The organism is Parapedobacter tibetensis, from assembly GCF_024704835.1.
Classification (GTDB): domain Bacteria; phylum Bacteroidota; class Bacteroidia; order Sphingobacteriales; family Sphingobacteriaceae; genus Parapedobacter; species Parapedobacter tibetensis.
The window spans coordinates 34,782-47,438 of record NZ_JAMXBE010000011.1; the positions used below are offsets into that span (position 1 = coordinate 34,782).

Below are 12,657 nucleotides of genomic sequence, written 5' to 3' on the forward strand. Positions count from 1 at the left end.
TTAATTCCCCAATTTGCGCAGCGCTATGTAGGCCATTAATCCCGTGCTTAAGGCCAATGCGCTTTCATCAATGTCAAATGTGGGGGTATGAACGGCTGACATAATGCCTTTGGCTTCATTTCCAGTACCCAAGCGATAGAAACAGGCATCTGCCACCTGAGAATAATAGGCAAAATCTTCTGCAGCCAACCATAGATCAAGGTCAATCACATTTTCCCTACCAAGGTATTCTTCGGCAAATTTCCGGGCTTCTGCGGTAAGCTTTTCTTCATTTACAAGGAAAGGATAACCTACACGAACCTCAAATTCACAAGTGCCTCCCATGCTCTCGGCAATTCCGATGGCCATTTTTCTCATCCGGCTATGGGCCTCTTTACGCCACTTTTCATCGAATGTACGGAAGGTACCTTCAAGGTACACCTCATCAGGGATGACATTGGTAGCTCCATTGGCAATGACCTTGCCAAAAGATAACACACTTGGTATTTTGGGGTCTGCAATACGACTCACCACCTGCTGTAGTGCAGTGATGATATGCGCCATGATGACTACTGGATCTATGTTCTGTTGGGGTTGTGCGCCATGCCCGCCTTTGCCTTTAATTGTCACATACAATTCATCGGTAGACGCCATGTATTTGCCTGCACGGAAACCTACCTTGCCCGCAGGAATCATAGGCATCACATGCTGTCCTATAACGGCCTGTGGTATGGGGTTCTGTAATGCACCTTCTTTAATCATTAGGCTTGCGCCCCCCGGTAGCTTTTCTTCTCCCGGTTGGAAAATCAGTTTAACAGTACCGCCAAATTCAGCTTTCAACGATTGGAGGATTCGGGCTGTACCTAATAGCGAAGCAGTGTGCGCATCATGCCCACATGCGTGCATCACACCAGTATTCTTGGAACCATATTCACGGCCAAGCACCTCCGTGATAGGAAGTGCATCCATATCAGCCCGCAATGCAATAACGTTATTAGAAGATTGCTCTCCCTTGATTTCGGCTACCAATCCGGTATTGGCCATGGGAATATATGAAATCCCCAAATCATCCAATTCGGATTTCACAAAAGCCGATGTCTGGTATTCTTCAAATGATAGTTCGGGATTTTGATGCAAGTGTCTCCTCAGGGCTATGATTTTACCGTGAATTTGAGCTGCCACTGCGCTGACCTTGTCTCTCATCATTTGTCTTTCTCTATTGATATATGTATATCTCTTCCGTGAAGATAAACACATTGTTGAATTGCTTCCGTAAGCCCTGCATGAGGTTTTGGGCTTCACCTCTACTTCTAAAATCGCCCACCTTTACCCGATAGTTTGGCTCATCATAGCTCACATAGGTATCAATATCTTTATACAGCTTTTTAAATCGGGCCTGTTCAGCATATGCTTCCGTACGGTTAGATCCTGAATAGATTTGGACACGGAACCCCATAGCCTTGGAACGAGTCGCGTTTTTCTTGTCGACAACCGTTTTACTCCCAGGATTCGCCGTGATATTGGTACCCATGCGGTTTCGCTGCATTAAGTTAATCAAGGGATCCGCTATAATCTCTACTTTGCCTTTTTGTTGGGCATGACTGTCCACACACCATAAACACAAAAATAAGCCAAAAAGCAATATTCCTTTTTTATTCATTTTTCTCTTTGATTTCTATGACCCATGGCAATTTTTATATTTTTTGCCACTGCCACAAGGACAGGGATCATTTCTGCCCACTTTCTGTTCGTTTCGGATGGGTTGAGTCCGTTGGATTTCACGTGTATCCTCTTCTACTGGTGATCCCCCTCCCGAAGTGACTAATTCAGGTTTGGACGTCTTTATTCGTGTCTCCTGACGTGGCAGCGGCCGGGCTTCGCGCACATCCTGTGGCTGCTGGTTGGGAATCTCACCCTTGAAAAGGAAACCTACCACATCTTTATTCATGCTGACCAGCATTTGCTTGAACAGGTTGAAGGCCTCCATCTTGTAAATGATAATTGGGTCTTTCTGTTCATACACGGCATTCTGCACAGATTGCTTCAGCTCGTCCATGTCACGCAAGTGCTCTTTCCATGCCTCGTCTATCAAAGCCAATACCACGCCTTTTTCAAAGGATTTGAATACTTCTTTACCGCCAGACTCTACGGCCTTCTTCAAATTGGTTGCCACCTGTATGCCACGCAAACCATCCGAAAATGGCACCACAATATTCTCAATCTGTTCCCCTTTTGTCGCAAATACATCCGTTAGCACAGGGAGCGTCTGTTTGGCTATTTTATCCGCCTTTTCCTGATAAAATTGAATAATCTGTTCAAAAAGCTTATCGGTAAGCGTTGCAATATTTTCATGCGCAAATTCGTCTTCGTTAATCTCAGGATCCAGGGAAAAAATACGTATAACCTCCAACTGGAAATCATCATATGTCCCGGACTCCTTATACTCACTTACCACATCTTCCACGACATCGAAAATGGTATTATTCAAATCCACATCCAATCGTTCGCCAAACAGGGCATTTTTACGCTTGGAGTAAATAACCGTTCGTTGGGAGTTCATTACATCGTCATATTCCAACAAGCGTTTCCGAATACCGAAATTGTTTTCTTCCACCTTTTTTTGCGCTCGCTCAATAGATTTGGTAAGCATACTATGCTGCATCACCTCGCCTTCCTGAACCCCCATGCGCACCATGATGTTAGAAATCCGTTCGGAAGCAAACAGGCGCATCAACGGATCTTCGAGCGAAACAAAGAATTGAGAAGCCCCCGGATCGCCTTGCCGCCCAGCACGTCCACGTAATTGCCGGTCAACCCGACGCGATTCATGTCGTTCAGTACCAATGATGGCCAGACCTCCAGCCTCTTTTACTCCCGGCCCCAGTTTGATGTCTGTACCACGACCAGCCATATTGGTGGCGATGGTCACCATGCTGGCTTGTCCCGCTTCAGCCACGATATCGGCTTCGCGCTGGTGCAATTTGGCATTCAGTACATTATGTTTCACTCCGCGCAACTTAAGCATACGGCTCAGCAATTCCGATATTTCCACGGATGTGGTACCTACCAATACTGGACGTCCCTCTTGTGTAAGCCGATGGATCTCTTCGGCTACGGAATTATATTTTTCACGAGCGGTGCGATAAATCAAATCATGTCTGTCCTCACGTTGGGTAAGCACATTGGTGGGTATTTCCACCACATCCAATTTATAGATTTGCCAAAGCTCACCTGCCTCCGTAACAGCCGTACCCGTCATACCGGCCAGCTTATGGTACATCCGGAAGTAATTTTGCAACGTGATGGTCGCATAAGTCTGTGTGGCGTCCTCCACCTTGACGTTTTCCTTGGCCTCAATCGCTTGATGCAAACCATCCGAATAGCGGCGGCCTTCCATAATCCGACCCGTCTGCTCGTCTACGATTTTGACTTTGCCTTCATCGATGATGTATTCATCATCCCGCTCAAATAAGGTATAAGCCTTTAACAATTGATTCACCGAGTGAATACGCTCGGATTTGACCGAGAAATCACGCATCAACTCTTCTTTTTTGGCAAATTTTTCCTCAGGGCTCAAAGCAGACTTTTCGATTTCAGCTATCTCAGTACCTACATCAGGCATGATAAAGAAATTGGTATCTTCACCTGATGAAGTGATGAGCTCAATGCCTTTCTCGGTGAGTTCTACTTGATTATTTTTTTCGTCGATGACAAAATAAAGCTCGGCGTCTGCCTTTGGCATGTTCTTGCTCTGCTCCTGCAGGTAATAATTTTCCGTTTTGGCCAGCACCTGACGGTTATTGCTTTCACTAAGGAATTTGATGAGCGCCTTGTTTTTTGGCAATCCCCTATGGGCGCGAAAGAGTGCGAGTCCTCCGTCATCCGCACTGTTGTTACCTGCAGCGATCGCTTTTTTTGCCTCGTTCAATACACCATTAATGAACGCTTTTTGAGTAGCGACTAGACGTTCGATACGCGGTTTAAGTTCATAGAATTCGTGTTCGTCCCCGCGCGGAATGGGGCCAGAGATGATAAGGGGTGTACGTGCATCGTCTATCAATACGGAATCCACCTCATCCACCATGGCAAAGTGCAATTTACGCTGTACAAGCGCCTCGGGTGATTGCGCCATGTTGTCACGCAGGTAGTCAAAGCCAAATTCATTGTTGGTACCAAATACAATGTCAGCGGCGTAAGCATTACGCCTAGCGGGCGAATTGGGTTGATGCCTGTCGACACAATCCACACGTAATCCATGGAATTCGAATAATGGACCATTCCACTCCGCATCGCGTCGTGCGAGGTAATCATTCACTGTTACGATATGCACACCCTGCCCAGATAATGCATTGAGATATGCCGGAAGTGTACCCACCAACGTTTTACCCTCCCCAGTGGCCATTTCAGCAATCTTACCTTCATGCAATACGATACCACCAATAAGCTGTACATCATAGTGCACCATATTCCATACGACTTCAGTACCAGCAGCAGTCCATGTATTCTTCCAAATGGCTTTATCGCCGATTATCTGTACATTGGATTTAAGGGCGGATATTTCACGGTCAAAATCCGAGGCGGAGACTTCCAATTCAAGGTTTTCCGTAAAACGGTGTGCAGTTTCCTTTACCACCGCAAAGGCTTCTGGAAGAATCTTCAGCAATACTTCCTCCAACTTTTGGTCACGGTCTTTACCCAATTTATCTACTTTATCGTAGATAGCCGTTTTTTGGGTCATATCCATGCCCTCTTGCTCCGCTTCCGCCTTTAAGTCGGCAATTTCTTTATCAATATCGGAGAGGAAATCCGTTATACGTTGTTTGAAATCTGCTGTTTTCGCTCGCAGCTCATCATTGGTCAGGCCCTCAAGTTTTGTATATTCCTCCTTGATTTTGTCTACCAAGGGTTGGATATGTTTGATATCTCGCTCTGATTTGCTTCCGAATATTTTGCTTAAGAATGTTAACATTATCTACTGTTTACTAAATCACATACCACATCGTCAATAATAGCACCAAAACCGCATTTCAGTCAATATGGCATAATGGGCAAAGTTAGTTAATTGATTTGAAATATGGGATATGAGATTTGAGCGACGTTCATGCAGCTGTTGGAAGCTTATGCCATTTTATAGCGTATATCTACGAGACAGGATCAAGTGATAAATAAATTTTTGGTCGTTTTAGGAACCAACCCAATCTGCATTGCCTGTTCAAAAAGTGTTTCTATGGCCCTATGCCCATCATCTCCAAGTGACATTGAAAACCGGTTGACATACAATTCGATGTGTTTATACATCACGTCTTCACGCATTTCCTGTGCATGCGAGCGGATGAAGTCAATCCCGGATTTGGGATTTGCAAAAGCATATTCAACACTTTTACGGATTACTCTATCGATTTTTCGTTTCACATCATCAGGCAACCTTCTTTTGGCCACGATGCCGCCCAATGGGATAGGAGAATTGGTCATTCGCTCCCAATAATCACCAAGGTCAATAACCTTATGCAGCCCTTTACTTTGGTAGGTGAACCGGTTTTCGTGGATGATAAGCCCGAGGTCGATTTCTTCGTTGAGCAGGGCTTGTTCAATATCAGAAAACAGCATTACCTGCTTATTTTCCAAATCGGGGAATGCTAAGCTCAATAGGAAATTTGCCGTGGTATACCTGCCGGGAATCCCTACTTGTGGCTGTGAGACGGGAGACGGGAGATGGGAACCTTGATGCTCACCGACAGCTACTGCCGACGGCCGATGGCTGATAGCCGACAGCCGTTCCGCCAACTCGGGGCGCTTACAAATCAACAAGGGCCCCACGCCAAAACCTAAGGCACTACCGGCGTCGAGCAATACATATTCTTCTATAGCATAGGCATAAGCATGGTAGCTTAACTTGGTGATATCCAGTTCGCCTTTGAAAGCCTTTTGATTCAGGGTCTCCACATCCTCGTAATACACCTCGAAATCCAATCCTTCGGTATCGATTTTATGGTGGATAAGCGCATCAAAGATAAACGTGTCATTGGGGCAGGGTGAAAATCCAAGGGAAAGTTTCATTTGAATACAACTTATTATATTTAAGCTGGCATGAACATTTCTTTACGCAGTCAGCTTCTGGGTAAACAGCAATACCATAGCTGCAACAAAGGTAATCAAAATCACGCCGCGCGCACTTTGCTCAAGGGCATTCCGATAGAAAAAACGCATAAGCAGCAGGTTTATTAACGCCGCGATGACATATAGACTTAGTGATTTATTACCGATAACCATATTCCAAGAAGTGAATAAGGTGAGTAAATGGGCGGCAGTAGGAGCCAGCAACCCGATGATACAGCCAAATAAAAAATGATTTATTTTCACCAGAAACAGCTTTAGCGGTCACTTAATTTCAAAAATCCAGGAGTTGAGTTCCGGTATGGCGTGATGGGCCGTCATATCAAATTGCACCGGTACAATGGAAGCATAACCATTTTGCAATGCCCATACATCGGTATCTTCACCACGATCACGCAGTTTGAACACCCCGGTGAGCCAATAATAGCTCCGATTGTAAGGATCAGTCCGTTCATCAAATTCCTCGGCCCATTTGGCATCTGCTTGCCGACAAATTTTAATGCCTTTGATTTGGTCAACCTTCGGGAAATTTACATTGAGTAATGTGCCCTTGGAAAGGCCATTGGCCAATACTTGCGTGGTGATACCGCGTACATATGGCCTGCATTTGGAAAAATCCGCATCGTTGTCGAAGTCATCGTAAGAAAATCCGATGGACGGGATGCCTTCTATTGCACCTTCTACGGCAGCAGACATGGTGCCTGAATACAACACATTGATGGAATTGTTCAAGCCATGGTTGATACCTGATACGCAAATATCCGGTTTTCGTCCCTTGAAGACCTTATTCACCGCAAGTTTCACACAATCTACCGGTGTGCCTGAACACTTGTACATTTCTATACCCGGATAGATATTGATACGGTCGATACGCAGCGGCTTGCCAATAGTAATGGCATGGCCCGTGCCAGATTGAGGCCCTTCAGGCGCCACCACCGTCACATCGCCCAGTTTTTGCATTTCTTCGATAAGTACTTTGATTCCAGGAGCGGTGATACCATCGTCATTGACGACCAATATAGATGGTTGTTTTTTTGCCATGGGGCTAAGTTAAATAAAAAAAGCGTCTGCCCAATATTGGGCAGACGCTTTAAATAGGTAATTCCTATTTTAAGTTTTACTTATTTTTTGATTTCAACACGACGGTTGATAACGCGGCCTTCTTCTGTTGCATTGGATGCTATTGGAGCAGATTCCCCAAGTGCTTGGACATTAACCTTAGCAGCGTCTACACCAGAGTTAACCAAGTATTGTTTTACTGAGTTAGCACGGTCTCTTGACAAACTCAAGTTATATGCTTCAGAACCTTCTGAAGAAGCATGGCCGTCTAATGTAACGGTTGCATCGCTTTCACGCAGGTCAGAAGACAACCGATCCAAGATAGAGTATGACTCTGTCTTCAATACGGAGCTATCAAATTCAAACTGAATGTTTGAATAAGTACTAGATGCTTCCGACTCGTTTACTACCGGCTCAGGGAACTTGATTGGGCATCCAGCACCATCAACTTGCGTACCAGCAGGAGTACCTGGGCACTTGTCAAATTTGTCAGATACACCGTCACCATCTGAATCACGGCCCAACTCATCAACTAAGCCTTCCAATGTAGATACACGTTGTTTCAATGCTTCAAGCTCGTTGCGCAATGAAGGATCTTTCAACTCGTCATACAAAGTAGACACTGGGTTGTGCCAAGTCAAATCTGGTTTCGAAGAAGAACCCAAAGAGAATTCTAACCCAGCATAAGTATAAGAGAATTTATCATTTGCTGCACGATTAGTAACAGGGCCGAACAAAGCTTTGTCATCAACAAAGTTCATGGTGTAACCCAAGTTCAATGCTACACGGTCAGACAGTTTGAATTTCACACCAACACCTACAGGGATGTAAGTCTCGCGCTTGTAATCACGTGAATGGTCCGCGGTACGCTCACCAGGGAATTCTTCGCCCCAAGCGCCTTTGTTATCCCATGCACCGGCAGTGTTAGAACCGTCAGCGTCTGTATAAGCAACAGGGTTGAAGCCTATTAAACCATAACCTACACTCGCATAGAAGTTAACCGAATTTTCTCTTCTCAGAAAATCGATAGTAGCCAGTTGGAATACACCATTCAAGCTTGCAGCATATTGTACGGCAGTTTCTACTGATTGGTATGATTCAGCACCAAATGCATTGTTATGGGCATCAAACAACATCGTGTTTCCTACTCCATTGTTGTTATGAGTGAAAATTCTACCGCGGTTAGCAGCAGCTTCAAGGCCAAACCAGCTTGATAATTGCTTGCGAACAGTAATTCCGTAGTATTCACGCAACTTGTACTCGCCAACACCTACTTTTTGATTAAACGCATTGGATCCACCAATAATCACCGATGGAGTAGTAAAACCACCATTGACACCGATAGACCACGTTCTGTATTGGGATCTTCCTCCAAATACAGTCGGCTCCTGTGCCTGTGCTGTTTCAGCCAACCCTAAGGCTGCTACAAGCGAGCAAGCAACTGCCGTTTTGATTGTAGAATAATTCATACTCTTGTTTTTTTTAAGGTTAAAAATTTTTAATTGTCTAATTTTTTTTGCAAAAATAACCAATAGTTTGATTCACGCAACATTTGCAAATACTATTCCAGTTTTTGGCTTTTTTATGATTTTTTAAAAAAAATGGCCCAAAAGCAGCTTTAGAAATAATTGAAAAAGAACTTATTTATTTGTTTAACAGCTGTTTACATAGGTATTCTTGTCTTATAACAAAAACTGAATTGCTGATAAACCCTTTTTATTTTTGCCCGAAAAGCCCCTAAAACCCCCTAGAACATCACATCTAATCAGCTTTTCCAAATGTCTATTTTAATAGTCAGTCTGGCGAAAAACATCGTAAACCTACTGATTAATCATCTTGTTTCCTAAAAAAAACAAAAAGAATTTGTTCTTATTCAGGTTCAATGAACGATAAAATCCTTCAAAAGCATCAAACTCAAAACAAATAGTAGATAATGGTATACGTAATACCGGCCAATATTGCTGACACCGGTATGGTCAGTATCCATGCCCATAACAGGCTGATTGTAACTCCCCATCTCACTGCAGACACTCTTTTTACCACTCCGACACCAATGATGGAACCGGTAATGGTATGTGTAGTAGACACAGGAATGCCGAAGTGCTCTGTGATACCTAAGGTAATGGCTCCTGCGGTTTCTGCCCCTACTCCTTCAAGTGGTGTTACCTTAGTGATTTTTGTCCCCATTGTCTTTACAATCTTCCATCCCCCGCTCATTGTACCCAGTGCAATGGCAGAATAGCACGTAAGCGGTATCCACTCAGGCATGGGGTCATCAGACTGCAAATACCCACCGGCTACCAAGGCCACGAAGATAATACCCATCACCTTTTGAGCGTCGTTGCCTCCGTGTGCAAAACTTAATGCGGCTGAAGACACCAGCTGGAGTTTTTTGAACCACCATTCGGCTACGGATGGTTTGGCTCGTTTAGATAGGTTAATGATGACAAGCGTAATGATAATCGCGAAGATCATACCAATCAACGGTGCAAACACAATAAAGGATATGATCTTCAAGGTTGCATTCAGGTTTATCGCACCAATCACATGATCGCCCAAAAGAAAGGCATGAGTCATCCCTGCCCCAGCAAATCCACCAATCAATGTGTGGGATGAACTGGATGGCACACCATAATACCAGGTGAATAAATTCCATCCGATTGCAGCAATCAATCCTGCAAAAATCACTTCGAGTGTAATGTATTCTTCCATTACGGTTTTGGCTACCGTATTGGCTACCTTATGGTCCGTGAAATAAAAATATGCGGCGAAATTGAATGCTGCTGCCCACAGTACGGCCTGAAAAGGCGACAACACTTTGGTGGAGACAATAGTGGCTATTGAGTTGGCGGCATCGTGGAAGCCATTGATGTAATCAAATGCGATAGCTAGGATGACGACAATTACCAGTAATGTGGTGACCATATATGCTGTATGTTATTAATTACGCCTTGCGACAGATGCTTGATACTTGGTTTATTTGAGGTTAGGCATTTTTCACTAAAATACTCTCTAATACATTGGCCACGTCTTCACATTTATCTGTAGCTGTTTCCATAGCAGACAATACCTCTTTGTATTTGATGAGCACGATGGCATCCTTCTCAAATTCAAACAATTCGCCCACAGCTTTATCGAAGATATAATCCGCCTTATTTTCAATACTATTAATGCGTACGCAAGAATCCGTGATATTCCGAATATTTTTCAAATTGCGTAATTCATGTACCGCCTTTGCCACGTCCTCCGTTGCCTCCAAAATCAAATCAGCCATTTCAATAATCGGATCAGTGATTTTCTCAACTTTATATAAATCCATTCGGTTTGATGCGCCATATATAAAATCGGCCACATCATCCAAAGAGCTGGTTAATGTATGGATATCTTCCCGATCAAAGGGCGTGATAAAATTTTTGCTCAATTCCAGATGTATTTGGTGGGAGATATCATCGCCCTTATGTTCCAAATCTTCAATCTTTCGGCAAAACTCCTTACGATTCTCAGGCTCAGGGACATTGACCATTTCCTTAAGTAGCTTCGCCATATCAATGAGGTTACTACTAGCCTCTTCAAAAAGGGGAAAAAACTTTTTGTCTTTGGGTACAAAATATTGGAATATACTGTTGAGCGACATAAGGGAGAAATTTCCGCAAAATTATGATGTTAATGTTAAGTTAATGTTAAGTAATGGGTCACTTAATGCTAATCGTGCTCACCGTTGTTTAAATCACGTTGGATGAGTGAATCAGTGGGAAGGATTATAACGATGGTTTTACTTTTTCTAATGTAAAGGTGAATGTCGTGCCCACCCCTTCCGTACTCCGCACGTTGATCGTTTGTTGGTGTGCTTCAATAATGTGTTTCACAATGGAAAGCCCCAAACCAGAGCCCCCTATCTTGCGCGACCTACTTTTATCTGTCCGATAGAATCGTTCGAATATACGCGGGAGATTTTTTTCCTCAATGCCTATGCCATCATCCGTTACCTCCACCAGCACCGTTTCAAACAGTTCATATATTCGGATATCAGTATGGCCGTTAGCTTTTCCATACTTGAAGGAGTTATCAATGAGATTGACAAGTACTTGCCTGATTTTCTCCCTATCCGCATTAACCATCATTGGGTGTTGGTACTTATCTTTAAATATTAAGGAAATCTCGTGGCTAGCCGCTTTTTCCTCCGTTGATTCCAAGACTTCCTTTACCAACATCACCAAATCGAATTTCTGGTAATTGATAGGTATCTGCCCACTCTCAAGTTTTGATATTTCATCCAAGTCTTTGATTAGGAAAGTCAGCCTATCGAGGTTTTGCGAGGCTTTCATCAGAAACTGCGTGGCCATCTCCATATCTTCCTGCATCATACCATCCTGTAATGCATCGATATAACCCTGGATGGCAAACAATGGGGTTTTAAATTCATGAGATATATTCGCAAGGAACTCACGACGAAAGCGTTCTTGATTTTTTAAGGTATCTATTTCCTTTTTTTTCTCTTTTGCCCAATCCCTCACTTGTTGCTCGACATCATTGATCGGGTCCTCGCTCATCTTTTCACCCAATGCGTCTTTTAGATCTTTCCCTAGTTTGAGGTTATGAATAAGCTTATAAATGAGTTTAATCTTGCTATAGATATACCGTTGGAATAGGTAGTAGAAGACCACGAAACTGATGGTGAAAGAAAAGGCAAACGTAAAGAGGAAATACTGCCAATTGTGTTGGAAATAAAAATTCACGCATGCAATGGATAACCCCACAGCACATGCATTGATAAAAACAAGCAATAGAAATCTCATCGTATACTCAATCCTCCTCCTTATTCAAAGCGTCCCAAGATAGTGAGCCCTCCTGAAACCATATCTCCGATATTCACATCTACCTTGGCACTCAACGGCAGAAACACATCCACTCGCGAGCCAAATTTGATAAACCCAAATTCTTCACCCTGTTTTACCGCTGTGCCTTCTTTTAGATACCACACAATGCGTCGTGCCATCGCTCCGGCAATCTGTCGGAACAACACCTCTTTGCCTGAAGCAGTCTGCACCGCAATACTGGTCCGTTCATTGAGGGCAGACGATTTAGGATGCCAAGCTACGAGGTATTTCCCAGGATGATAACGGAAAAACTTGACAATCCCGCTCACCGGGTTACGGTTGATGTGTACGTTGATGGGTGACATGAAGATAGATACTTGTATCCTCCTGTCATGGAAATATTCCGTCTCCTCCGTTTCTTCAATCACGACCACTTTTCCATCCGCTGGACATAAAATCATGTTTTCATCAATGATGATGTTCCGTTTAGGGTTTCTGAAAAACTGTAAAATCGCAACGAACAGCAAGAATGAAAGGATATATACTGCCCAAACGACGAATGTATTGCCGGGTATAAAGTAATGCACCAGCGCGTTGGCCACAAAAATGACTAATAGTGTAATGGCGATACTTGTATACCCTTCTTTGTGAATAGTCATGCGCTAAATTTATCCGGCAAATATAAGGA

At 43.6% G+C, this 12,657-nt stretch carries 11 protein-coding genes; all 11 read right to left on the reverse strand.

Annotation, left to right across the window (positions count from 1 at the left end; all coding sequences use genetic code 11):
• The gene (locus NF543_RS16860; protein WP_257669352.1) at positions 1–1,185 is read right to left on the reverse strand and encodes a M20 metallopeptidase family protein; all 1,185 of its coding nucleotides are present in this window, start codon (positions 1,183–1,185) and stop codon (positions 1–3) included.
• 10 nt (positions 1,186–1,195) lie between these two features.
• Positions 1,196–1,639 carry an SPOR domain-containing protein gene (locus NF543_RS16865; RefSeq protein ID WP_257669353.1) on the reverse strand — a complete coding sequence of 148 codons (444 nt, stop codon included), beginning with the start codon at positions 1,637–1,639 and terminating at the stop codon, positions 1,196–1,198.
• Between the two features lie 15 nt (positions 1,640–1,654).
• Entirely contained in the window at positions 1,655–4,948 is a 3,294-nt protein-coding gene (secA, locus tag NF543_RS16870; RefSeq protein ID WP_257669354.1) for a preprotein translocase subunit SecA, read from the reverse strand.
• 185 nt (positions 4,949–5,133) lie between these two features.
• On the reverse strand, positions 5,134–6,036 hold the full coding sequence (locus NF543_RS16875) for a 1,4-dihydroxy-6-naphtoate synthase (RefSeq protein WP_257669355.1): 903 nt from the start codon (positions 6,034–6,036) through the stop codon (positions 5,134–5,136).
• Positions 6,037–6,078: 42 nt separating this feature from the next.
• Positions 6,079–6,339 (reverse strand): hypothetical protein, encoded by a 261-nt coding sequence (locus tag NF543_RS16880; RefSeq protein WP_257669356.1) that lies wholly within the window; start codon positions 6,337–6,339, stop codon positions 6,079–6,081.
• An 18-nt stretch (positions 6,340–6,357) separates the two neighbouring features.
• Entirely contained in the window at positions 6,358–7,134 is a 777-nt protein-coding gene (gene surE, locus NF543_RS16885) for a 5'/3'-nucleotidase SurE (protein WP_257669357.1), read from the reverse strand.
• An 80-nt stretch (positions 7,135–7,214) separates the two neighbouring features.
• On the reverse strand, positions 7,215–8,621 hold the full coding sequence (locus NF543_RS16890) for an OmpA family protein (RefSeq protein WP_257669484.1): 1,407 nt from the start codon (positions 8,619–8,621) through the stop codon (positions 7,215–7,217).
• A gap of 445 nt (positions 8,622–9,066) precedes the next feature.
• The gene (locus tag NF543_RS16895; protein ID WP_257669358.1) at positions 9,067–10,077 is read right to left on the reverse strand and encodes an inorganic phosphate transporter; all 1,011 of its coding nucleotides are present in this window, start codon (positions 10,075–10,077) and stop codon (positions 9,067–9,069) included.
• A 61-nt stretch (positions 10,078–10,138) separates the two neighbouring features.
• Entirely contained in the window at positions 10,139–10,786 is a 648-nt protein-coding gene (locus NF543_RS16900; RefSeq protein ID WP_257669359.1) for a DUF47 domain-containing protein, read from the reverse strand.
• Between the two features lie 124 nt (positions 10,787–10,910).
• Positions 10,911–11,948 carry a sensor histidine kinase gene (locus tag NF543_RS16905; RefSeq protein ID WP_257669360.1) on the reverse strand — a complete coding sequence of 346 codons (1,038 nt, stop codon included), beginning with the start codon at positions 11,946–11,948 and terminating at the stop codon, positions 10,911–10,913.
• A 20-nt stretch (positions 11,949–11,968) separates the two neighbouring features.
• Positions 11,969–12,628 (reverse strand): phosphatidylserine decarboxylase family protein, encoded by a 660-nt coding sequence (locus tag NF543_RS16910; RefSeq protein ID WP_257669361.1) that lies wholly within the window; start codon positions 12,626–12,628, stop codon positions 11,969–11,971.
• Positions 12,629–12,657: the final 29 nt, after the last annotated feature.